General features: G+C 39.6%; 24 protein-coding genes. 12 read left to right on the top strand and 12 right to left on the bottom strand.

Features of this window, described 5'->3' with window-relative positions; translation table 11 throughout:
* Positions 1-167 precede the first annotated feature (167 nt).
* Positions 168-1,337, bottom strand: coding sequence for a relaxase/mobilization nuclease domain-containing protein (locus HG267_RS41205; RefSeq protein ID WP_045874903.1), 1,170 nt, complete (start codon positions 1,335-1,337; stop codon positions 168-170).
* Entirely contained in the window at positions 1,318-1,716 is a 399-nt protein-coding gene (locus tag HG267_RS41200; RefSeq protein WP_045874902.1) for a plasmid mobilization protein, read from the bottom strand. The genes HG267_RS41205 and HG267_RS41200 overlap by 20 nt, the downstream gene beginning before the upstream one ends.
* Before the next feature lie 462 nt (positions 1,717-2,178).
* Here HG267_RS41200 and HG267_RS41195 point away from each other — a divergent pair, with 462 nt between their 5' ends.
* The 5 genes from HG267_RS41195 (at position 2,179) to HG267_RS41175 (ending at position 7,764) form a co-directional block, all read left to right on the top strand.
* Entirely contained in the window at positions 2,179-2,718 is a 540-nt protein-coding gene (locus HG267_RS41195; protein ID WP_052335487.1) for a hypothetical protein, read from the top strand.
* Complete coding sequence (locus HG267_RS41190; protein ID WP_045874900.1) at positions 2,719-3,498, top strand: hypothetical protein; 780 nt, start codon at positions 2,719-2,721, stop codon at positions 3,496-3,498.
* Complete coding sequence (locus HG267_RS41185) at positions 3,498-4,244, top strand: DUF6753 family protein (RefSeq protein ID WP_052335486.1); 747 nt, start codon at positions 3,498-3,500, stop codon at positions 4,242-4,244. The genes HG267_RS41190 and HG267_RS41185 overlap by 1 nt, the downstream gene beginning before the upstream one ends.
* Before the next feature lie 515 nt (positions 4,245-4,759).
* Positions 4,760-6,151, top strand: a complete 1,392-nt coding sequence (locus HG267_RS41180; RefSeq protein WP_052335485.1) for an ATP-binding cassette domain-containing protein — start codon at positions 4,760-4,762, stop codon at positions 6,149-6,151.
* Positions 6,148-7,764: a hypothetical protein gene (locus tag HG267_RS41175; RefSeq protein WP_155539686.1), complete on the top strand. Its 1,617-nt coding sequence runs from the start codon at positions 6,148-6,150 to the stop codon at positions 7,762-7,764. Before HG267_RS41180 ends, HG267_RS41175 begins: the two co-directional genes overlap by 4 nt.
* Before the next feature lie 59 nt (positions 7,765-7,823).
* Here the strand turns inward: HG267_RS41175 and HG267_RS41170 are convergent, their stop codons facing one another.
* The 5 genes from HG267_RS41170 to HG267_RS41150 all read right to left on the bottom strand — a co-directional run bounded on the left by HG267_RS41170 (position 7,824) and on the right by HG267_RS41150 (position 12,007).
* Entirely contained in the window at positions 7,824-8,000 is a 177-nt protein-coding gene (locus HG267_RS41170) for a hypothetical protein (protein ID WP_155539685.1), read from the bottom strand.
* A 404-nt stretch (positions 8,001-8,404) separates the two neighbouring features.
* On the bottom strand, positions 8,405-8,752 hold the full coding sequence (locus HG267_RS41165) for a hypothetical protein (RefSeq protein WP_045874898.1): 348 nt from the start codon (positions 8,750-8,752) through the stop codon (positions 8,405-8,407).
* Between the two features lie 57 nt (positions 8,753-8,809).
* The gene (locus tag HG267_RS41160) at positions 8,810-9,895 is read right to left on the bottom strand and encodes a trypsin-like peptidase domain-containing protein (protein WP_045874897.1); all 1,086 of its coding nucleotides are present in this window, start codon (positions 9,893-9,895) and stop codon (positions 8,810-8,812) included.
* A gap of 48 nt (positions 9,896-9,943) precedes the next feature.
* On the bottom strand, positions 9,944-10,951 hold the full coding sequence (locus HG267_RS41155; protein ID WP_309227674.1) for a tyrosine-type recombinase/integrase: 1,008 nt from the start codon (positions 10,949-10,951) through the stop codon (positions 9,944-9,946).
* Positions 10,952-11,623: 672 nt separating this feature from the next.
* Positions 11,624-12,007 carry a hypothetical protein gene (locus tag HG267_RS41150; protein WP_045874896.1) on the bottom strand — a complete coding sequence of 128 codons (384 nt, stop codon included), beginning with the start codon at positions 12,005-12,007 and terminating at the stop codon, positions 11,624-11,626.
* A gap of 182 nt (positions 12,008-12,189) precedes the next feature.
* Between HG267_RS41150 and HG267_RS41145 the strand changes: the two genes are divergently transcribed.
* The gene (locus tag HG267_RS41145) at positions 12,190-12,537 is read left to right on the top strand and encodes a helix-turn-helix transcriptional regulator (RefSeq protein ID WP_045874895.1); all 348 of its coding nucleotides are present in this window, start codon (positions 12,190-12,192) and stop codon (positions 12,535-12,537) included.
* A 43-nt stretch (positions 12,538-12,580) separates the two neighbouring features.
* On the top strand, positions 12,581-13,228 hold the full coding sequence (locus HG267_RS41140; protein WP_045874894.1) for a PIN domain-containing protein: 648 nt from the start codon (positions 12,581-12,583) through the stop codon (positions 13,226-13,228).
* Positions 13,229-13,324: 96 nt separating this feature from the next.
* Here the strand turns inward: HG267_RS41140 and HG267_RS41135 are convergent, their stop codons facing one another.
* The 5 genes from HG267_RS41135 to HG267_RS41115 all read right to left on the bottom strand — a co-directional run bounded on the left by HG267_RS41135 (position 13,325) and on the right by HG267_RS41115 (position 17,808).
* The gene (locus HG267_RS41135) at positions 13,325-14,212 is read right to left on the bottom strand and encodes a restriction endonuclease (protein WP_045874893.1); all 888 of its coding nucleotides are present in this window, start codon (positions 14,210-14,212) and stop codon (positions 13,325-13,327) included.
* A 13-nt stretch (positions 14,213-14,225) separates the two neighbouring features.
* The gene (locus HG267_RS41130; RefSeq protein ID WP_045874909.1) at positions 14,226-16,958 is read right to left on the bottom strand and encodes a DUF3854 domain-containing protein; all 2,733 of its coding nucleotides are present in this window, start codon (positions 16,956-16,958) and stop codon (positions 14,226-14,228) included.
* Positions 16,959-17,187: 229 nt separating this feature from the next.
* Positions 17,188-17,427: a hypothetical protein gene (locus HG267_RS41125; protein WP_045874892.1), complete on the bottom strand. Its 240-nt coding sequence runs from the start codon at positions 17,425-17,427 to the stop codon at positions 17,188-17,190.
* Positions 17,420-17,632 (bottom strand): hypothetical protein, encoded by a 213-nt coding sequence (locus tag HG267_RS41120; RefSeq protein WP_045874891.1) that lies wholly within the window; start codon positions 17,630-17,632, stop codon positions 17,420-17,422. Before HG267_RS41120 ends, HG267_RS41125 begins: the two co-directional genes overlap by 8 nt.
* Positions 17,629-17,808 carry a hypothetical protein gene (locus HG267_RS41115; protein ID WP_045874890.1) on the bottom strand — a complete coding sequence of 60 codons (180 nt, stop codon included), beginning with the start codon at positions 17,806-17,808 and terminating at the stop codon, positions 17,629-17,631. The genes HG267_RS41120 and HG267_RS41115 overlap by 4 nt, the downstream gene beginning before the upstream one ends.
* Positions 17,809-18,572: 764 nt before the next feature.
* Here HG267_RS41115 and HG267_RS41110 point away from each other — a divergent pair.
* The 5 genes from HG267_RS41110 (at position 18,573) to HG267_RS41090 (ending at position 21,856) form a co-directional block, all read left to right on the top strand.
* Positions 18,573-18,809 carry a hypothetical protein gene (locus tag HG267_RS41110; protein ID WP_228045504.1) on the top strand — a complete coding sequence of 79 codons (237 nt, stop codon included), beginning with the start codon at positions 18,573-18,575 and terminating at the stop codon, positions 18,807-18,809.
* A gap of 326 nt (positions 18,810-19,135) precedes the next feature.
* The gene (locus tag HG267_RS41105; protein WP_045874887.1) at positions 19,136-19,645 is read left to right on the top strand and encodes a hypothetical protein; all 510 of its coding nucleotides are present in this window, start codon (positions 19,136-19,138) and stop codon (positions 19,643-19,645) included.
* 12 nt (positions 19,646-19,657) lie between these two features.
* On the top strand, positions 19,658-20,320 hold the full coding sequence (locus tag HG267_RS41100; protein ID WP_045874886.1) for a hypothetical protein: 663 nt from the start codon (positions 19,658-19,660) through the stop codon (positions 20,318-20,320).
* A 248-nt stretch (positions 20,321-20,568) separates the two neighbouring features.
* Positions 20,569-21,222: a hypothetical protein gene (locus HG267_RS41095; RefSeq protein WP_045874885.1), complete on the top strand. Its 654-nt coding sequence runs from the start codon at positions 20,569-20,571 to the stop codon at positions 21,220-21,222.
* Positions 21,223-21,286: 64 nt separating this feature from the next.
* Positions 21,287-21,856 (top strand): hypothetical protein, encoded by a 570-nt coding sequence (locus tag HG267_RS41090; RefSeq protein ID WP_045874884.1) that lies wholly within the window; start codon positions 21,287-21,289, stop codon positions 21,854-21,856.
* The last annotated feature ends 1 nt before the right edge of the window (position 21,857 follow it).

The following is a 21,857-nucleotide window of genomic DNA, read 5'->3' as shown; positions in this document are numbered from 1 at the left end:
AAGCTATGGCACCAAAGAAAAATGCAATGCCCAAGCCAATCATGGCTGATGGGTCGGGCTGGTGATTTTGATGAAACATTGGCTGTTACCGATTTAAATCAAAATTAGTTTGTTTGCACTGTTTCGGTGATGCAGTCCCTGGTGGTTGTAAACGGAATACTGTTGAGTTATCGGCTTAATCCCCGCCGTCTTGGTTGTTCTAGCTGTTCTTCTAATTCTTCTTCTAATTCATCTATTACCAAATTGAGTAATTCTTCTAATTCAGCTTGGGTGCGTGGGATTGAACCATGCTTGATAGTTTCTTTGATGTCTTCAGTTGGTTCTTCTTGTTCTAGTAGGTGGCAGATAATTTTTTTATCCCGGTCGTCAGGCGACAATGCAGTTGCAGTTAGTGCTAGTGATAGTTGCTGATATTTTTGTTGCCAGGAGTTAAGTTCGGGTTGCTCTTGGGTTTTTTCTTGATGTTGGTTGAGTTGAATTTGCGTTTGTTGTTGTGTGGATTTAGCAGGATTTAATAGCAGTGAAATAATGCGTTGGTCGTCGCGTTTTGGTTGGTAGTCAACAGATTTATGTTTTTGCAATCCAGGGAATGTGTAAGCTGCACCCAAAGTTGTGCCACTAAATTGCTGGTCTTTCATGGAGTATGAGATGCCTTTACTCTTACCATTGCGTGTTAGTCCGTGGCGAACTTTCACACCTTGTATTTGCAGTCGCTCGATTAGTTGCGGCATTGTGGGAGAGTCTGCGGTGGCGCGGTCGATGAGTTCTTGGAGTTGTTGTTTGATGGGCGGTTCTTGTGGCGTTGAGCGATCGCCTTTAAGATATTCTTGTTGCTCTCGCTCTAGCCGTCTTTGTTGCCCAATACTTGGGTTGCGCGATAATTTCTCGTGGCTACCTAGAGTTGGTTGTAAGCCGTAATCTCGTTCGATTTGGCGAATAATAGTTTCGCTGCGTTTGTAGTCCCAGCTATCATGGACTATCTTGCCGTTGTCTAAACGTATGCGGCTGGCGCAGATGTGGATGTGGTCGTGTTGGGTGTTGTTGTGTCTGCAGACTACGTACTGGTTGCTGTCAAAGCCCATTTCTTCGAGGTAGCGATTGGCGATTTCATTCCAGGTTTCATCGTCTAGTCGCTCGTTCTCTGGCAATGATAATGATGCGTGGTACACTACTCGGTCGGCTTCGGGGTTTAGTTGACGGGAGATTTTGAATTCTCTGGCCAGTGCAATGGCGTTGTTACCGCCCATGTTGCCACCAATGAGTTTGGCATCTTCTTGGGATTGCAGATAGTCAAGGAGTCCCCGGAATCCTCGCCCTTTAGTCTGGTTGCCAATCATCTGTTTCCTCGTCTGCTTCTTCAATAAAGGTGTTGGCAATTTCTCGTTGGCAATGTCGTAGCAGTTCTAGGAGTTCGTTTAATAGTTTTGGATCTGCTGGTGGTGGCAGTTGCATTTTGATGGCGGTGTTTGTGGCTTTAGCCAACTGGTTGATGTTGTTGCCAATGCGCGAAAGTTCTAGGTATGTGGCAAGAGTAATTCTACCGAGTCGTGGCGGTGGTGGAGGGATTGGTCGCAGTAATAAACAGCGTCTTGTTAATTCTGCCAAGCTCATGCTCGCGTCTTCTGCCTTTGAGCGAATCATCTCGTATTCAATGGGGCTGAATAGTGCTTGTAGCCTTCTGGTGCGGACGAGTGACTGAGAAGAACGCTTGTTCATGATGTCATTCCTGACAAAGTGCAACAACTTGAGGGGGGTTCCAAGGGGGGAGACTTCCCCATTTGGCAAGCCTGCCGTACCGAGCGCAGCGACGGTAAAGCGAAGCTTTAGGCATGGCTTGCTCCTTACCCATTTTCGGGCAAGGCAGGAGGGGGTAGGGTGGCCGCCAGTGTGGGGACACAGTGCGTATTGGGCTGCTACTGCCAATCAAACGGATGTGCGAATTAGCCGTTGGTTGGCATGGTGAATTTTTACAGTGATAGCTGTGGTAATTTTTTTTGATTACTGTGATTAACTCTTTGTGAGTTATCTTACAAGCTATTGGTAATAAAGGTTCAATTATTTAAGTTAATATCTATTGCTGTTTATTAATTAATTTTAGTCAGAGATTATACCTGTCTTTAGATAGATGCTTATTGGAGAAGCAAAGTTTTAAACAATTACATTAGTTGGATTTTATTCGTGACTAAAGATAGTATTCCTAAATCTAAAATTCCTGAAGCTCTTTCGGCTTTACGCTCTTTGGGTACTAAGGAATTGGATGAGATTCCGGCTCGCGCAGCTATTAAAAAGATGCGTCGTCAAATTGAACGAGTGCTTCGTCTTGGCTATTCTTACCAAGAAGTTTCTGAAACTTTGGCAGGCTTGGATATCAATATCAGTGCTGAACGTATCCGTTATTTACTCAACGATATCAAGAAGTCTACTCGCAAAAAGTCTGTCACTTCTACAGTTGCTGAGAATAGCAATACACAAGTTGTTGATGAATCGGGTAAGAGTGAAAATTCTGTAACTGAGTCTAGAAGTTCTCAGTCTGTTGAAAAATCTCAAGTTAAATCACAACCACAATCAAAATCTAAAACTGCATCTGCCAAGACTAAATCAACTTCGACTGCGAGTTCTAAAACTACTAAACAACCTTTGGATGTGAAAGTCAGCCCAAATCAAAATAATTCTGGGTTGGCTTTTCAACCTGAATTGATTAGAGATGAGGATTTGTAAATGGCAGTTAAATCTAAGCAATTAGCTGATGGAGTAACTCTAGAAAAACCAAGTACTCCATCAAAATCAACTGGGCGGTTGGTGTTAGTTACTGGTGATAAGGGAGGAACGGGTAAAAGTGTGGTGGCGCGGATTCTCCTTGATATTTACCGTCACAGAAATATCAACTGCATTGCTTATGAATGTGACAAGTCAAATCCTCAGCTTTATCGTCACTACAATAAGTTAGAACCCGGGGTGCGAACACTCAAACTAAATCAGCGGGGTGGTGCTGATGCTTTGCAGGATGATTTGAAGTGTTTTTCTCCTCAAGTTTCTTTGGTGGATCTGCCTGCTGGGGCTGCGGAATATTTTGAGTCGGTGGCTAAGGATATTTTTTTATTTCAAAATGCCCAACGTTTGGGTTATCGCATCACGATGGTGTCGGTTTTGGGAAGGGTGAAGGATAGTCTGTTGCAGTTGAAGCGGTTGGTAGATTTCTGTGGCGACAAGGTTGATTATGTTGTGGTGAAAAATCTCTATTGGGGTGATGAGCATAAGTTCACTCGCTACAACAATTCTAAGGTGAAGCAGTCTGTGGAAGCTTTGGGGGCTGTTGAACTTTTATTGCCTGAGTTATATGACGATATTTTTGATTTGATTGACTCGAAAGACCTAACGTTCAGAGAAGCGCTGGAGCATGAGGATTTCAGTTTGAGTAATCAGTCTAGAATTTATGGCTGGATTGATGCGGTTGAAACTGAGTTCTCTAAGGCTGCTGTAGAGTTGGGGTTAGAGTAATGGCGATCGCAAATGGTAAGGGTAATGGTGGGGTATCGCATTTAGATAGGTTGCTGTCAGAAAAATCACCAGAATTTCAGGCTAAGGTGCTGCGGTTTGCGCTGGATTCTGGGATGAAGCAGGATGACCCTGCTTTTCGGCTGGTGCAGTACATCGGTTATTTGGCACAACTGACAGAAACTGCACCAAATGATTGGAAGTTATTGTTTGAAAATTTGCAGGTAGAGCTAAACCAATGGAGTCAACTGACGGCGGAACAATTGAAGACCCAAGCCGACCACACGGAGAATATCAAAAATTTAGCAACGAGTTGCAATCAGCTAGGGATAGCCTTGAGTGCTTTAAATCAAACGTCGCTGCAACAGCTAGAGCTATTGAAGAACTTAACCAATCTCTCCAATTATTGGAGCAATACCTCCCCCAACCACACAGAGAAGTTGATTGCTCCGTTGAGAGAGGAATTGAAGCAGATGAAGACTATGATATCGAGCCATCAATTGAGCCACAGCGTCGCCGTGGATTTGGCCGCTAAAAATTGGGCGAGGGCTGCTTTTGTTTCGCTTTTCACTCCGGTAACATTTTTTATTCTGTTTACGATTTATTCACGCTTTTTTCCTCTGAGTCTGCCTTATGAGGCACAAACTTCTTTGGAGAAGATTGAACAGCAGACTGGTTGGACTAATACTAAGCTGCAACGAGTTGAGCGTAATTTGGGGACTGATCCTAACTCTAGGCGACGGCGGTAAAAGCACAGTTGTTTGTCAGTCAATTAAAAAAACTGGGTCTGCATTACACTTTTTAGCCCATTAGTGTAATGCTACACTGTGCTTTTACCCGCTGGATGACCAAATTGTGATAGGCGGTGTCTGCCACTGCCACCAAATCCACTCGTTGAGCTACCCAGATTGTAGCAGGCTGCGGCAGACACTCCGCTACGCCGCCTATAAGTTAAGAGTTGCTTAGTATATAACAGTATAAAAATTGACTAAAAAATGGTAAAATATAAAAAGTGCTCTTACTCTCACAACGATACTTTATTAAAATCGACACTTTTTTAGTCTGAATACCTTCAACTTGAGATTTGTTGTAACTGTGCTGTGTGAGCAAATGATTTTTTACAAGCATTAGAGGAACATATACCGCAAATTATTCATTTCAATTGTTATGGCAGTAACTTGAACGAAGTTTTATTTATAGATAATAACCGAGAGTTTAAACTAGTTAATTCTATTGCATTAAAAGACAATATCTGAATGGAGCCATGAATAACTTTGATTCTGAAGATAGGTACTCTGAAATTGAAAGTTTAGTTGCCTCAAACGAGCTAGACATCGCAACAAAGCGATTGATGGATTTTGCAAAAAATTTTTTAGATAACAGCAAAACTAAATTTGAAATTATAGATATTCGAGCTAAATATGTAGAATTATCTAGGGAAATGCGGTGTTATGGCGTAACAGATGCAATCAATAATAGGCTAACAGAACTAAGATTTCAAATTTTAGAATTTGCTACATATATTAAAACAAATCAGCAATTAAATAATCCAGATATAAATAATCTTGAAGAGCCAGGCTTAATTTTATCAAAATCTGAGCAATTACAAATTAACTATGATAACCCATATCAGAATGATGATAATCAAGGAACAACTCAGCTTGAAATAGCAAAAATGCGATTTCTGGAAAAGCAAAAATCGCAAAAAAAATCCAATTCTTCATTTGTATTTGAATGCAAAGAAATTTATAAATCTTATAAAAATAATCTTGCAAAGTTTATATTATCTAACATTAATATAACTCTTAATTTAGGTGAAATAACTGCTGTAGTAGGTGAAAACGGCAATGGTAAAACAACACTTTTAAGAATAATTGCAGGAGAACTAGCACCGAGTGGTGGACATTTAAGTTATCCATGCTTAAATGTTAATAGTAAAAATGATATATGTTCTATTAAGCGCCAAATAGCTTATATTCCTCAAGAATTACCTAAAATGCCTGGTTTAGTAGTTGATAATTTGCATTTTGCAGCAGCTATTCATGGAATTACAGGATCAATCAATAAAGAAGAGGTAGAATTTATTATTTATCGTTTAGCTTTGGAACAATATAGAGACGCAAAGTGGAGTGAACTATCTGGTGGTTATAAAATGCGATTTTCCTTAGCACAAGCGCTTGTTTGTAATCCTAAATTATTAATTTTAGATGAACCACTAGCAAATTTGGATATTAATACCCAATTGCTGTTTTTACAAGATTTACGAGATTTTGCTAATTATTATAAAGAAAAAAAATCAATTATTATTAGTTCGCAAAATTTATATGAAATTGAAAAAATCGCTGACAATATTATCTTTTTAAAAAATGGTCAAGCCAAATATAACAATTCAGTTAAAAACTTCGGCAAGGACAGAACTAAAAATTGTTATGAGATAGATTGTAGCCTATCGAAAGAAGAACTTGAATCTTTATTGAAGGAAGTTAATTATAAAAAGATTGATAAGTCAGGTATTTCTAGTTTTATTATTTATACAGATACAGATGTTATGACTAAAGACTTGCTAGAAGTATTTTTAGCTCATAAAATTTCATTGAAATACTTTAGAGATATTAGTAAATCTACTCGTACAATGTTTGATGAAGAATTAGTATGAAAAACATAAAAGATAGTTTAAAAGAGAATTTCAAAAAAACAATTAGTATAATTATATTTCCTAAATTCTTACAAGAAAGGGATCACTATTTTTTACTTAATTATCCAAGGTTATGGTTATTTAAATTACATTATATTTTTTATTATGCGATACTCGTAAATATAGTATTTTTTTTACTTGCTTTGGTTCTTCCAATTCAACAATTTTATTCATTCTCAAACATATGGATATTTCTTTTCTCTCTAATGTCAATATTATTTATATTTGCATATTTTGAAGATTTTAACGTTGGCAAACGATATAGTATCCTTGATAAGAGTAATGGATATTTAGAATTAATTATTTATTTTATTGCTCTATTAATGATTTGTTCAGTAAGTATATTTTTCCCTTTATTAATAGAATTTAAAGTACAAGTTCAGTTTCCTCAAAATGAATTAAGCGTTGATTTTTTAGCATTAAGCTCAATTAGTCAACATAAGATGTTAGAAGAAAGTAGTGACAATAAATCAGTTGATATTTATATTCAACAATTAAAAGAATATATTAATAGCCAAGAATTTAAAAAACAACAAGAAACAAGTATCTTCTCAGTTCTATATGACAACGAAGAAAAAGCCAAAACATTATATATTGAGAATAATAATGATATCACTCATAAAGAAAAGCTTAATAATTTGCAAGTATTTATTTTAAAAAATAAAAGACTAAGAAATCTCTTGAAATCTTCAGTTAGTTTAGAAAACCTTATCCTTTTAGAATCTAACCTTGATTATACTTACAATACTTTTTATAATGGAACTTTTGGTGATATTATCAATAAATTTTTTATTAAGGAATTGAATGTTAATGTTAAAAATAATAAAGATGTATCTAGTATTTCAGCAATATTTAATGATTTTTTAAATAAAAAAGATGATGAATTAATCAGAAAAACTTTTGAAAATAGTGTTTTTGCAAAATTGGTAGAATCTATAAGGAATGATAATAAAATATTAATTATATCTACTATAGATAAATACCTTGGACAAGAAATTAAACCACTAAGTATTGAGCAAAAAATAGATAAAGCAATAAGCAATGCTTCAAATATTTATGAAATATTTTATTATCAAAATTTTATACTAAAAAATTTGTTAATTAATTATTTTCTTTGTGCTTATTTTACATTAATAGCATTTTTAACTGTAAATACTAGTTTTTATAAAGGAATTATGTTGATGTTTACATTTTTGATTCCTTTTGCGATAGCACCAATATTTATACCTGTAATTCAATTTTTAAATTTCTTTTTTGGTTTTAGTAAAATTTATTTAGAAATTAAATTGTTTATTTTTATTTTTCTACCTACCTTATTCTTATTTTATCAAACAATAAATATTTTAAGCATAAAGAATTTTTCTTTATTAAAAGAAGTTTATTTAATAATGTTACCATTTGCAGTAGATATCTCCGCTTATTTTATTATAAGTTGGATAGATAACCAATTTTTTAGCAATAATATTTCTTTAAATACGAAATTGTTTATATCCAGTTTAGCCCATTTACCGTTTATCCCTTATCTAAAAAGTCGTTTAGTTAGACAGCTATCTTTACCGTATATTGATCCCTGACTTTTCACAGGATGTGGAAAAGCAAGAGTAGTTCGCGATACTATATTGCGAACCATTTGCTATTCTTTATTATATTTGGAGATTTCTTCGACTAAATCTTTTAAACCCTGTTTTAGAGCCTCAAGCGAACAATCTAAAACCTCAATTTTAGTCCTTGCAGTAATTTGTTCAATGGCATCTATGTAGGCTTGACTACCAGCCTGACTTAAATGCTTGTACTTGGAAAGCTTGCCCACTTTTACCCCTACAACTAGGTGGCGCAACAGGCGTTGAGTTAGGGGTGAAATGAGCAGTGATACCGAAAGTTACGCTAAGAATTGATGAGCCACTTTCATACTGTGATCGCCACGGATAAAACTGTACCAATTAAAGTCTCGGAAATTTAGGAGCTTCAAACCCTTGCTGTGCCGTATTAAATTGTTGCATCAAATAATCTATAGGTTATTTGGTACATTGAGAATTGCTAAAAATATCGATTGACAGAATGCTTATCCAGTAAGCGTTACAGCCTTAACGTAAATTTCCGCACGGATGCTCATTTAACCCCAGTTATGTAGGGTAGTCACCGAGATACGCGGCGGCTACCCAATCTGGCTTTGGCGTTTTCGAGCAAGCCTTTTAAGTGACAGCCGAGATAAATTTAAGAATTTTCGGATTCTCTGAATAGCTTGTTAACAAAGGATTCCCAAGCAAAGCCGGCAAGAGCTGCATCTCGAATAGTGTAGAACTTCAAATCTAATAAAAGCACAATAAAAATAGCTATCAAAGTAGCAGCCAGGAAAATTCCTAAATACTTACTACCACCATACCTTTTCCAAGCTTCTGAAATACGGTTCCAAATTGAAGGCTTATCTGTTGTTTCTAGCTTTGCGCGCTGTAAAGTTTTCACTGCAACAGGGAGTACTAAGCTTAAAAGAATACCAATTAATACCCAAATAATAGCTTGAATTGAGGGAAGAATCTCAGTCTGTGATGTACTTACTTGCATACTTGCTTCTTAGCTTGTTAATAGCATTTAAATATGTTTACTCAACATATACCATTCTCACTCACCAGGAAGGTAATGATCGATTCCTTTAGATTTGAAATCTTTTAAAATTGCACCTATTGGAATACCTTCATTAACTCTAAATCGTCCTTTAACAACCTTCTTAATAACACTAGATAATGGATCAGAAGGATATGGGTTACCACTATGGTGCAAGGCAACAACTCTCCAATTATGATCAAAGACAGGTGCGCCTGAAGAGCCATCCTCTGTGTCAGCCACGTACTGGACTCTCGAATCTGTTGTATGCACGACATAATTTTGAGTCATAACAACTTTTAATGGGCCACCCTTAGGATGTTGTATGATATTTACTCGTGAATATTCTATAACCTGCTTTGGTTGTAACAATAAGTAACCCATGTGTTTACCAATACTACCCAAATCTGCTATTGACTTTTCCCTGAGATCATCTACAGTAGTTTCTATTGGCTTATCTTGTAAACGCACTAAAGCATAGTCTAATTCTTTGGCGGGGCTTGCAAAATAAAAATCTTGTCGTATTGGTATTACTTTACCTGTTAATGGAGTAATGTTGGAAACACTAGCCATATAGCCAAAACGGGCTACGGCATCTTCAAGATAGCTTTGCTCTTTTAGAACATGTTGATTGGTTAAAAGCAAATCTGGCCCTATTAAGAAGCCAGTTCCCTTAGGAGACCCCTCTGGAATTTCAATTCTTGCCACTGCTTGAGCACAATAAAATGCGCTAAGTAGCATATATATATCAAGAAAATTATCCGTAGAGTTGATAATAGCCTCAAGAATTTGCTCATCATCAACTTTTGCTGTAAATTCAGGCTCTGGAACTATTACTTTTTTTGATGCCAATTCCTGTTCAATACTGTCAGTCAGTTCCAATAAAGCTAGTCTAATTTTCTTTTCTTCAATTCTTCCTTGATCCGAATTTATAATACCCCTACGAACGTCTCCTTGTAAGCTTTTTAAGCTGCCAGAATGTAATAGAACTTCGTTACGGAACCGAGATGAGTTTTCTTCAGTAACCTCTTTCAATTTTTGGATTACAAAATCCAAATCATTTTCTTGGATTGATTCTCTAATTCTAGTGAAATCTTCTAACATATACTACTCTGTGTCTACTATTTAGTATCTCCATCACAATAATTACTTTTAATAAAAACATAAAATGTCTGCAAATTTTTCTAGCTTAATTATATTTTTTTTCCATTTACTATAAGGAACATTCAGCAAATCAATCGCCCGTTTCTTGGCTGCTTCCCTCCGCCGATCATACTTGTCGTACTTGGCGACGCATGACCTGCAAGTTTCGCTACCGTGACATATCTGCACCCGCATCCAATAGATTACCGATAAAAGTTCTTCTAAAATCATGAGGTGTAAACGCATCCATATCAGCTTTTTCCCCCGTCGCTGCAATGCTCGTAACACCCCCTGCTCACTCATCCGTCTCGGTATGATTTTCTGTGCCTTATTTAAAGGATGAAAAAGCGCCCCTGGTGCTTTCCCCCGAATCAACAACCAATCAGTAACAGCTTGCACACCAGCTTCAGGTAAGTAAACAATTCGTTCCTTGCGCCCCTTAGCTTCACGTATTGTTAATGACCGACTACGCAGCTTAAAATCGCTCAAATCAAGAAACGTTACTTCACTGCGACGCAACCCTACCGTCAAAACTGCCAGCATTGCCGCATCCCTCCGACCCAATGTTGAATCATCTTGAATGCAATCATCCCACAACGCAGCAATTTCAAGAGCATCAAGTTCGCGCTCCTTCAATAAACTCTGACCCCGCACCGAATCAATATCAGATGCTTTTCCATACTCATCCGTGGACATCAACCCTAACCGCCAAGCTTCCTTGAGCGTCCGCCGCAACGCACATAACATTTTATTGGCCATCGCTGGGCTGTATTTCTCCATCAGCACCGACCTCACCGCCGCAGTATGCTGGTAACGCAACTTTGACCAATCCAAAGTACTTGCATCACAAGTGTCATTGGTCAGCAGCCGAGCGATCGCATTTAACGCTTCCCGCATTGTCCGCCGGGAACCTTCACCAAGACTGTTGATATAAACTTCAGCCGGGTGCATAGTTAGCGGTACTGGTTCGGTCAGAGCCAGCGACTCTGGATTAAAATTGGATGCGATGGCTTTCACGGGCCTGTCTGATAGATGCTTTAAACTAGATCTTCCCCCAAATGTACTGTAACCACAAGCCTTTCAGCTGCTATGTGGTGCGGGAATTCCTTTTCGCTACACCTAATGTGGCGCATAAATACCGTGATCGCTCACAGACAGAACCAAGGAAGCACCACTAAAACCATACACAAGTTAATAAGTATTATTTTAAACATTCTGTTTTCTACTCCAAGAGCCACCCCAGCCTGGGAGGAGCGACGTGCAACAGCGATACGCAGTATTGGCTCTTAAAAGTCTTTCGGAGCCAGGCTTTCATATCCAAATTAAGAAATGCCTTCATGAGTTTTGCTTAAACCGCTCACCCATCAGCATAAGGGATTTGGGTCAATTTACCCGGATTTAACTGAGAGGTGCAGGGCTTAATAGCTCCCATCGGTTCAGTTTAGCTGTTTGGGGAATTCGCCAAGGGGATCGGTATCTCGGCGGCCACCCTAATACTAAGCTGCAACGGGTTGAGCGAAATTTGGGGACTGATCCTAATCAGCAACGACGGTGGTAAACACTCAGCCCGTGGCAAAGCAGCAAAAAATTCTTAGACAGTAAAAAGAGTAAAGGTGCAGCTATTAAAAGATGGACTTAGCGTAAATTCTTGTATAGATGCTACTCAAACGCCTAATTACTTTTGCTGTCTCATCTTTTTAGTTCTCTAATTAAAGCACCGACAGCGCGGAGAACCAAAAAAACACTAACTGCGATCGCTAGAATACAAGCTACTGGAGTATTACCCGCCGTCAGCAGTGGTATTACAACCAATCTGAATGCTAACAACACAGCAACTGTCCAACCCCCAGTCTTGAGTAGTAGAGAAAAAAATTGTTGCCACGAGACGAACTCGTTAAGCGGATTATTATCCACTCTGTTCTCAGAATTATGAGTGTAGGGATAATGCTGTACTTCTCCGGATTTACTTTGATTAATGTCAGACATCTCAAGTGAGTGGCTGTCAGATAGCTCCTCAAGGCTTTCAAATTCATTGTCTGGATTGGGTAGTGCGAAAGAAAATTGTGCTTTCATATACCTCCTTTAGAATAGGGCTTACTTTGTCTTCTATTCTACACCAATTTTTTTTGGTGTGTTTACTTGGTGCGATAACTCTCTGGACTTTTTACTATAATTAAAATATGTTGTGTTATGAGGTTGATTTATTGACTCAACTACAAATAAGCTAATCAGGGAACAAGGAGAAAAACCAACCTATGCGTTCTAGACCAAAGTCAAAGGTTGCTAGCCTCCGTGAAAAGGCAGGACTAACTCAAGTACAATTAGCAGTTTTGGTGGGTGTAACCCCAAACACTATTCAGAATTGGGAAAAAGAAAATGGACTAGACCAGTTAGAGAAATATCTAAAGCTGGCAGAAATTTTTGGCTGTCAAGTATCAGATTTAGTGGAGTATGTTTCCGTACTAGAAGAAGAACCTAAGTCTAAAGGCTTTTCGTTACAAGAGTTACGCGAACTACGTGAGAGGTGGGGAACTAATACAAAAGCTCAAACAGATGAGCCTCACCTTACATCTGAATCTGGGACTGAGGTAAATAAACAATGAAAATCTCATCTTCACGTATGAATAACTACAAGGTACACGACAGATGAAAATTCTAGTTGATGCTGATGTATTGTTAGAGTTTTTTATAAATCGTCATGGGTTTGTAGAAGATGTTGAATTGTTATTGTTGAAAAATTATGAATCTCAGCATTTTGAGCTTTATATAACTGATAAATGTTTAAAGCGTATTCGTTTAGAAGATGGCTATACAGACACATTTACTGGAACAGACTTAGCCTGCGAACTAGAGTCTAGACTGAATGGTTATATTATCCAAATTGATAGCAGTATAAAAGAGCAGGCTCGTAAATTATCCTTACCAGATTTTGATTCTGCTGAGGAACTGGTTTGTGCTAAAAAGATGAATATTGATGCAATAGTCACTCAAAACCCACTAAATTTTCAAGGAGCTAATTTTCCTATTTGGTCGGCTTCAGAGCTACTACTTCGTGTAGGATTGGAGGAAAGTTTATTAAGGAATGTTGACCGTCATTACTTAGAAAATAGTTTATGTAATAGCGTTAACAATTTTGATATAAAAGAATCTGTTGTTTTTGTAGAAGCCTGTCATACTAATAATACATTATTGAATAATAAAGACATGTATTCAATAGATATTTATAATGGCGACACAAAATTGCCAATTGAACACTTATTAGATATTATTTGGTGGTATGCAGACAGAGATTAATTATATGAATTTACTTTTATATTCCAAGAAAATTTATGATTTTATGTTAAAAATCTTGCGTCTAATATATTCATGCAATATTTTACTTAAATTATTCTATTTTGACGGAAAGAGAAGATCAAGTGTAGAGTAAGTTTTTCTATCGTCGTTGCACAACCAAGAAGTACTGCAATCTATCGAAACCGGGAGAGACAAACCACTTGAAGAAATTGAATATTTTAATAATTCTAAAAGCATTTCCCCATCTATTAATTCAAGTTCAAGTTTATACTTTGCCAAATTAGGATTTTTAGGAACTTTTTGGGCTGGAGTTGAGAATCTAGTTGCTGTTGTGACAAAAATCCCTCTCTCAAAACCTTCAAGAAGTAATGCACCTACAAAGTTTCGTACCTCTTTAACTGACTCCACATCACGGTCAATACGCCTTTTTACTTGAACTGCACTATGTATTTTGCCGTTATCTTCTGCCAAGAAAAGATCAATTCCACCATCTGCTGAGTTGGCATTTGCAGTCACACGATGAACATCACACCTATAATGTTCCTTGAGTATTCCTGCAACTAGGTCTTCAGCTTTTTGAGCATTTATATATTTGCGGTCATCCCAACGTCGAGCTAAGTTTGTTTTCAAATCTTCAAGGAGAACGTTATCGGATGAAATATCTACATGAACAAGAATCGCATGATATAGTTCCCACCAAAAAGCTACACGTTTCTGTCCACCACCTGCAAATTCTCTTTCAAGGTTTAGTTGCCACCAACCGCAGGAATTACATAAATGCAACCGCCTTCTCATTATTTCTTCTTGTTTTTTATAAAAATCGAGAGATGGATCGTGCGTGTATTGTTTAAACTGGGACTGGCAGAAAGGACAAATTCCTTCAAACATCGCGTGTCCAAAATCTATCTCTCCTGCATCAGCATCGGCATGATCGTAAGTTAGATAGTTTTTATAGACGAGACGCTGAAATTTCAAAGAATCCATAGCTTCGCTCTCTCTAAATTCCCAACCAAGGCCGCAGATTAGCACGGCGAACCTTAACCCCCGGCTGAGTCTTAGTCCCAATCCGAACATCATTCGATTGCCCACACTCCCAAACATAAACTAGTTCGCCGTTATACTCAGCTAAAGAATCTACGCTCAGTCGCCACACACTATTAGCCGCATCCTTAATATGTTGCAGTTGTTCAGGATTGAACCCTTTAACTATTTGCTGTAATTCAGCACTATCAAGGCTTAGAACAATTTCCCCCAAGGCTGACTTGTTATCCCAAGTCTCAATAATTCGTTGTTGGGTGCTGACTTGTTTTTGTCTGGTGCTGTCGGTAGTGCTGTTGGTTATGCTGTCTGAAACCCTTGCTGGTGCTGGCTGTGCTGACTGTGCTGGCTGTTCCTCCTGATTTTGACTGCTACTAGTATTCATCGCCTCTTGTTGGTGAAGGGTGTCAGCTGCGTCACTATCAGCAGAAAGGTCAGCACCACTCTGAAAATCAGCACTATCAATACTTTCAGTTAGCATCTGGGTTAGCACTGGGTTAGCATGATTTTTATTCAGGTCGGCATCTAAGTCAGCATCTTTTTCCGAAATTAAGAGTCGAAAGTCATGTCCTGGCTGGCGAATAGCAATTTTAGTGATAAACCGTCCTTTCTTATTTCTCACCTTTGCGGCATTAATATTGAGTTGCGACTTCAGCAGATTCAGCAGAATCGCTGAGAATCGTTGCTTGGTCATGATGCCGTGAGAATTACGCTGCGCCCATTCGCAGTAGTTAGGATAAAGGAACAATTCAGGATTTTGACCGTTATCACCGATTTGCGTTTGGGCGTTCGGGTCATAGTAAAGACAGTCATTAGCCCAATCCGCCAGAGGATTAGTGCTTAACAGTACTTCGGTGCTAAATGAGCCGAGTGAAGGCACTAATTTGTTAGTGTCACCTACATAAGCGGCGACATCCAACGCTGGCATCTCTAAAACCCATTGCAACACCCCAGGCAAGTATGGTTGAAATTCCTTTTCTAACGGGCGACGCTCATTTTGCGGCACCACCCGCTCAAAAGGCATTGACAGCCGACGACGGGCCAGGGCGTTAGTGTAATCACTGCTTTGAATGATTTCATTAGCGGCAATCCAGACCACCCCACTAAATCTAAAGCTACCTGTTTGCTGGATGCCTTTTTTCTCGTGTCGTAGCTCATCATCACCCGTCAATTTCTTGAGAGTGCTAACATCACCTGTGTAGCGCTCAGAGTCAGTAATAAACACAGCTTTCTTGCCGTAGAGAGCCGCAGTTTCAAAGCGGTTTTGCTCCAACTGCTTCAGTTCTGTGATTGCGTAGTTTTCTCTGCCCAGTAGTGCTTGCACCAGCCGCAATAAAGTACCTTTGCCAGTACCGCCAGCGCCTACTAGCTCCATGAATCGTTGTAACTCGCCGCCGCGTTCGGTGACGGTGGCGTTAATGCCAGCGCGAATTACTTGCACCCAGTCAGCTTTACCTTCACAAGCTTCGAGCAACCATTCCTTAACAGGCTCACAACCGACATTGCGGTCAGCCCATTTAAAAGGTAGCTGACTCAGCATTCTGTATCCCGGCTCATGTGGATATTCTTTAAGGGTATTGACATCAAGCACACAATCCTGAAGACAAATAAAACCTTTGCGGACTTCCCAGTGATTAACCCTGAGCTTGGCCTTGAGTAAATTCAAAATGCCGTTGACGAACCTGCTGGAGAAATGGCGTGTCCGCGTTTCCAGTTCTGTTAAAACAATAGACATCGCTTCTTCAGAGGGAATTTCACCCCAGACACCTAGCTTTTGTTCGGCTTCATACCAGTACCAAGCTTTATTTGCTACGTGCCAAGCGAGTTTTGCGCGGTAATCTTCGGCGATTTGTGCCGCAAAACCCGACTCAGACAAGATTTGTTTATCAGTTTCGTCTTGCTGAAACTGACGTTCCCAAACTTCCCAAGGAACAGCCTTCGCTAGCACTTTCTCTCGAAAAGCGTCGTCGCCGTTGGCTTGAATATAATCGTCCATTCCTTTCCCTTCTGCTGTAGTCCACAGACCTGTGGCAATGTATACGGGCACTTTAAACTTAGCTAATTGGTGAGCTAGTTTTCGCTGTGCTTTGATCACATTTTTATTGGTAACAGCATTATCGTCTGCGTCAAAGGTAATAATCCAGCCAAAGTTAGCACGGGCTAGTAATTCCAGGGTCTCGACTAGGTAACGTTTGCCTTGGGGGTCGTTATCTGCTGGTGTTAAGCCTTGTTCTACTCCTGCCAGGGCTACTGTGGGTAAGTTGTGAGAGCAGCCGGCGATCGCCTTAAATAGTCCTTCAGTCAGGTTTAGGCAAGGATGACCGTTAATCTGATAGCAAAGGGGTTTAAGGGCTTCTAAATCGTTCCAGTAGTGCGGATTATGGGGATGACGGGGTAGCATCGCGTCATATTCTTCTTTGGTAGCCGTGCGATACTTGGGGGCTTTTTTCTCTTCGGTGCTTTTCCAGGCTTTGTTGGGGCGGTACTGCCCAAAACCGTTGCTGCCTTCTAGCCAGATGCCAGCTGATTGGGCTGTGTATCCTAAGCGCTGGGTGGCTTCTTTGATGTCCATTGAGCGACAGTTAGCAGCTATCCATTCAGGACACAAACCGCGTTTTGTTACACACTCTTTGTAGTGTCTGTCTGAAAGTCTATTAGCAGTCAGCGTTGCAGTTGTTTGTGTAGTATTCACTTTTCTTACTCCGGATTTTTCAAAATCCGGGTAACTCCTTATTGCAACACGACCGCAGAACTGGTTATGATAGATATGCGATCGCGGTTCCGAAAAAGGCTACTAAACTTTTGGTTCGGAGTTACCCGTGATAAAACTAAAAATGATGGAACCCGCTTAACTTCCCGGTCGAGCGGGTTTCGTCATTGGTGAAAGAGTTTCCCTAATGGGTGTATGGAAATTCCCATAATCAAGCTACATTCTTGACTGTGAAGCCCTTGCTACATTTTTGAATTAACAGCCAACGGTCAGAGTCTTTGTCCAGTGCTGGCTTGAGACGAAAATTAAAAACATCCTCCCACACCTCTACACCGTAAATAGAAGCAAAATTAATCTCAAGCTCTTTAAAACGTGCATAGTCCCGTTCGCTGATAGCGGCCAGCATGGGAAGTATTGCAGTTAATGGTATTTGGGTTGCTGTCTCAGTCATCTGCATATTCCTCAAAAATACAAATAATTGGTAGAGGTTCGTCTTCTGTGTCGATGATTTCGACCAATCGCTTACCTATATTCCTAGCTATTCTTTTACAACGTTCCTCAGATACTGCGGCTGACCATTGCCTAGTCTCTTTGAAAGGGTCAAATTTAGCTTTAGACCGCTTTATACCGTCGCTTGGTTGTTCTTCTTTGGTCAAATTATCTCCTTCTTTTGTTCTACGCGCTCACGGCGTGCGTTTGCTGCCTCAGCCAACATAACTTTTATCTGCTGATTAATTGAACGCTTTTCCTCTTTGGCGAGTGCTTCGATTGTGATGTAAAGCGCTATCTCGTCATCTTCACTGAAATAAACATTTACTCTCTTTTTCTCCATGTGTGAGTTTTAGCTCTTTTGTGCCATCATCACACAATTTATCACGCTACTCCTTGACACGCTCGTGCTATATTGTGCTATATTAGCACGCAGAAGACCGAAAAACAGTCAGAGCTAGACGTAAAACACTGCGGACTCCTCAAGACGAGGTTGTTTAAAACTCTAAAATGTTTACACAATGAACATCCTATAAATACAAGCTGAATTTGCGTTTGCGGCTTATATCTGCGTTCGTGATAAATTTCTGCACCGTGATAAAGACGGTGAGAGTAATAGAGTCATATTTTCTTAGTTTTCTACTGCCGTAGCTGGCAGTAATTAACTAATAGAAAAGCTATGAATCAGAAACGAATTGTATTACCTCAAGACTTGATACCTCTTGCAGATCACATTTGCAAAGAAACGGGCGTTTCAACACATAGTCAGCTATTTGTGCTTTTGCTCAAAAATTACGGTGAGCGCTTTGTTAAAGCAGTAAAGGAGGCTTAAACAATGAATATCAATTTACACAATTTAGAAGCAATCAACAAAGTGCTTCCTGAGAGAGCAATATTCAATCAAAATCAATTACGAAAGTTGAAAACTTGCTCGCGCTGGCTCAGAGAAATTCAAGAGTCCTCGGAATTCAAGCAACTGGAATATTGTCCAGATGTAACGCTCGGCGATGCAATTCAAGCAGTGAACGAACTACTAAATGAACAAAATCACTGTGACTGCGGGAGGGAAACAAGATGATTGATTTGCAACTGGTTGGATGCGTTACTTTGCTTACCCAGTCTAAAACCTATAGCATTGACGGCATTTTATATCGATATCTCTACAGCAACGGCACTATCAAGCACACACAGTATATGTTCCGTCCGCTGCCAAGACAACGAAAAACCGCAGATCTACAACTCAATCGAGATAAGGTATTACGTAAGGTTTACGAAATACCGCTTTTGTACAACCAACATCATGCAACTCAGACAGCTACAGCAATCCAGCAGAGTCTGTTTTAGATTTTAGTAACATTTGCTACCGCACGGAGTCCCCAAAAGCAGCGAGCGCTCGCGTCAACTAGCGCTTAAAAGGGTGCAGAAGCAGGGGTCAAATCAATAATTCAGTGAGTCTGCAATCGGTCAGCGCCTTGTTATTACGTGGTTATAGCCATTGGGTGCAACGCCATCAGAGGCTTCTAAAAGTTATTTTCTAAGGTTATTGACAGTCTCTAATCTCAAGGGCATATCCATAACTCTGAATCAATCTTGGGGGCTAGTCAAATACCTAAGAATCTCCGGACAGTCGGTGGATTTTATACACACTTAAACAAGATTACAGAGGCAACGTGGCAACAAAGAAGTATTTAGCTAAGTATCGTCAGCTCAGACAGATTTATGAGCAGGCGCTAGGTAAGACAATCTCAGATGAAACTTGGTATCGGGTGGTGTCTTTTCTCAAGCAGCATTTTAGCTTCAAGGTTGAATCAGAGAATGCAGCAAGCATAGTTGAGACATTTGCAGGGCTGAAACGGCGCTATGGTGCGTTAAGTCCAACCAGGGAGGGATTTGAGGAGCGTTGGCAAGCATTTAAGCATTTTTATGACTTAGACGGTGGTTACAGAGGCAAGGAAGCACTATCAGCAGTAGCCAACTATCTAAAAATCAATCTTGATGACGTACCATCAAGCACCCGTTACTACTGGTTTAGTCAAGCTGGTCTGTCTTACAACGCTCATAGCACCTACTACAGCAAAGATTTAGCCCTTGTTGCCTTTGTCGCTGCTAAATGGGCAATCAACAAGCGTTCGCAACCAATGAAATCTGCAACCATCGAAGTTTTAACACTAGCTAAATAAGGATTAATCACCATGTCTGACAAATTTACTAATAACGTCCGCGCTCGCTTGTACAAACAGGGCTATCAAGGATTTACCAAAGACGATTACACAAGCGCCGCTATCGCTGTAGAGTGCAATGACCTGAACAATCCCAGCAAAGACCAATTGAGCCAAGCCGTTGAATATCTCAAAACCAAAGCAACCAGCCAATTATCTGTAGCTGATGCACCCATTGAAGAAACATTGCCAATACAAACAGAAGCTGCACAACCTGAGCTTGAATCTCATCAACTTGCAATTGCAGAACCAGAGATTAACGGTATCACTGTAACCAGTGAAGATAAGCATCAAATTATCACAGCCCAATCATCAGCGCTGGGGTTTGAATTAACCGAACAAGAAACATTAAGTATTGCAGAAGATGTTGACGACACATTTACCGACTACAGCCAATTCCTCAGCAATGTAACATCTGCAATTAAAAGCTACGTGGATCATAAATTTGATGCCATCGAGCAATCATTTGAAGCTAACGCCCAAGATTTGAGACAACACGTAAACACTAGAGCGTCTAGATTGAACCAAAAAGTTAACAACTTTTCAGGAGGCATCAAAGCGGATATGGGGAGTATCCGCCAGAACATTAAAAGTACCCAATTCTCAATCCTCGCCAGACTTAACGCGGTTCAATAGCGATGAATTCACGCTGCTTGAGTGTTTAATGATTCGCTATTGCAAGATGAGCTACTTCTCAAGAATAGCTGTTAGTTTGAGTGCTTCTGCTGCTGTAATTTTCTCCTTACATTACTGGCTATATCTGCCAATAAAAGAGCATCAACAATATCAGCAATATCTCCAACGAAAATCAGCTATTGAGCAATATGTAAGGCGAATGGAGTATCACTGCAATCAAATATTTACCCCTCTAAAGGAATATCGCTGTGAAAAATTCAATTCCTCTCAAGAATCAGGTAACTTCCAAATCGCGCCACCTAGAACGCCAGTTAAAAACTAAGTTCAACACATCTACTAACTTAGTAGTTAGAGCGCTGACAGGTGATAAAACAGCCCTCAAACTCATAGGACAAATGGGTAACGATGGCGCAAGAATTAGCGAATTCGCTCCACAAGTTAGAGAGCAGATGCTAGCTGCTATCAAAGGAACTGAGGATTTAAATGTAGTCCTCAGTGACATCTACAAACAGGCTGGTGTCAGCGGCGAGAAGATTGAAAGAGCAGTGCAGTCAGCGATTTTAGCTGACACTCATCTAGCCAATATTCTCGAAGAGATGAAGCTTGATTTCGCTTCATCCCAGGATAAAGAAGCTCTACGTCATCAACAAGCAACAGACCACATCAGATTAAAAACCTGGGTAGATAAGCATATGATGCAGGTTGATGGTGAATATAAGATGTTGCAGACAGAATTACAGACAGATATTAGACAACAAACAATTGACCTGCAACATGATAGAGAACTGGGTAAATATTACCTAGAAATGGGTGATAACGCTCGTGATGATTTCAAGCCGAAAAAGCAATATGCTGGGCGCTCAATCGTACAAAAAATCAAAGAAGCCTTATTAGGCTTTTAATAACTAAACCCGTCAGTAACTTTAGGTGACTGCTGACGGGTTCTGGAAATACTCCGATACAAACATGACATACGATATTGATGATGAGCAAGAAGAAGTAATAAGCGAAATTGCTCCAGATACACCCTTACCAAAAGACTTAATAGAACACCTGTCCTCTCGCAAGCAACACCGCCAAGATATTATCAAGACCACTGAAAAATTAACGAGATTTTTTGTTGGCTGGTCGCTAAATTCAACAGGCTTCTTTATCGCTAAATATCTATTAATAACTGGTGGTGGCGTTAACTTCTGGCTGGCAATTTCGCTCTCGTTTTCTATATGCAGTGTTGGTTCTCTGGCTGGGCTAACAGGCTTGAGAGTTAATTACAACAGTGATGGGCTAGAGGTAGATAATATGCAAAATCTTCTAAAAACTGCTGCTGGCTTAGTCTGTGCAGGTGTAACAACTTGGTTAGCAGTCAAAGACTATCAATATTTTGAGCATTTAACTAAAGAAACAGTCAGCCAGATTAACCAAGACATCCAAACTATTGAAAAACAAAATCCACAATCCGACCCTTGGGTAAGCATTGCTGTCGCCTTGGCTTTATTCATTGGTTCCATTGCAATCATTTTTAAGGGGCGGGAATGAA

This window comes from Tolypothrix sp. PCC 7601, from assembly GCF_025677855.1.
Classification (GTDB): domain Bacteria; phylum Cyanobacteriota; class Cyanobacteriia; order Cyanobacteriales; family Nostocaceae; genus Aulosira; species Aulosira diplosiphon.
This window is presented reverse-complemented; position numbering and strand designations above follow the sequence as displayed.

What these genes read in the sequence shown, in the direction of transcription:
- HG267_RS41180 (WP_052335485.1), top strand. Translation starts at nt 4,760, where the DNA reads ATGAATAACTTTGATTCTGAAGATAGGTACTCTGAAATTGAAAGTTTA.
- HG267_RS41200 (WP_045874902.1), bottom strand. Translation starts at nt 1,716, where the DNA reads ATGAACAAGCGTTCTTCTCAGTCACTCGTCCGCACCAGAAGGCTACAA.
- HG267_RS41115 (WP_045874890.1), bottom strand. Translation starts at nt 17,808, where the DNA reads ATGGAGAAAAAGAGAGTAAATGTTTATTTCAGTGAAGATGACGAGATA.
- HG267_RS41160 (WP_045874897.1), bottom strand. Translation starts at nt 9,895, where the DNA reads ATGTTAGAAGATTTCACTAGAATTAGAGAATCAATCCAAGAAAATGAT.
- HG267_RS41150 (WP_045874896.1), bottom strand. Translation starts at nt 12,007, where the DNA reads ATGAAAGCACAATTTTCTTTCGCACTACCCAATCCAGACAATGAATTT.
- HG267_RS41090 (WP_045874884.1), top strand. Translation starts at nt 21,287, where the DNA reads ATGACATACGATATTGATGATGAGCAAGAAGAAGTAATAAGCGAAATT.
- HG267_RS41125 (WP_045874892.1), bottom strand. Translation starts at nt 17,427, where the DNA reads ATGACTGAGACAGCAACCCAAATACCATTAACTGCAATACTTCCCATG.
- HG267_RS41145 (WP_045874895.1), top strand. Translation starts at nt 12,190, where the DNA reads ATGCGTTCTAGACCAAAGTCAAAGGTTGCTAGCCTCCGTGAAAAGGCA.
- HG267_RS41205 (WP_045874903.1), bottom strand. Translation starts at nt 1,337, where the DNA reads ATGATTGGCAACCAGACTAAAGGGCGAGGATTCCGGGGACTCCTTGAC.
- HG267_RS41140 (WP_045874894.1), top strand. Translation starts at nt 12,581, where the DNA reads ATGAAAATTCTAGTTGATGCTGATGTATTGTTAGAGTTTTTTATAAAT.
- HG267_RS41190 (WP_045874900.1), top strand. Translation starts at nt 2,719, where the DNA reads ATGGCAGTTAAATCTAAGCAATTAGCTGATGGAGTAACTCTAGAAAAA.
- HG267_RS41135 (WP_045874893.1), bottom strand. Translation starts at nt 14,212, where the DNA reads ATGGATTCTTTGAAATTTCAGCGTCTCGTCTATAAAAACTATCTAACT.
- HG267_RS41185 (WP_052335486.1), top strand. Translation starts at nt 3,498, where the DNA reads ATGGCGATCGCAAATGGTAAGGGTAATGGTGGGGTATCGCATTTAGAT.
- HG267_RS41175 (WP_155539686.1), top strand. Translation starts at nt 6,148, where the DNA reads ATGAAAAACATAAAAGATAGTTTAAAAGAGAATTTCAAAAAAACAATT.
- HG267_RS41100 (WP_045874886.1), top strand. Translation starts at nt 19,658, where the DNA reads ATGTCTGACAAATTTACTAATAACGTCCGCGCTCGCTTGTACAAACAG.
- HG267_RS41165 (WP_045874898.1), bottom strand. Translation starts at nt 8,752, where the DNA reads ATGCAAGTAAGTACATCACAGACTGAGATTCTTCCCTCAATTCAAGCT.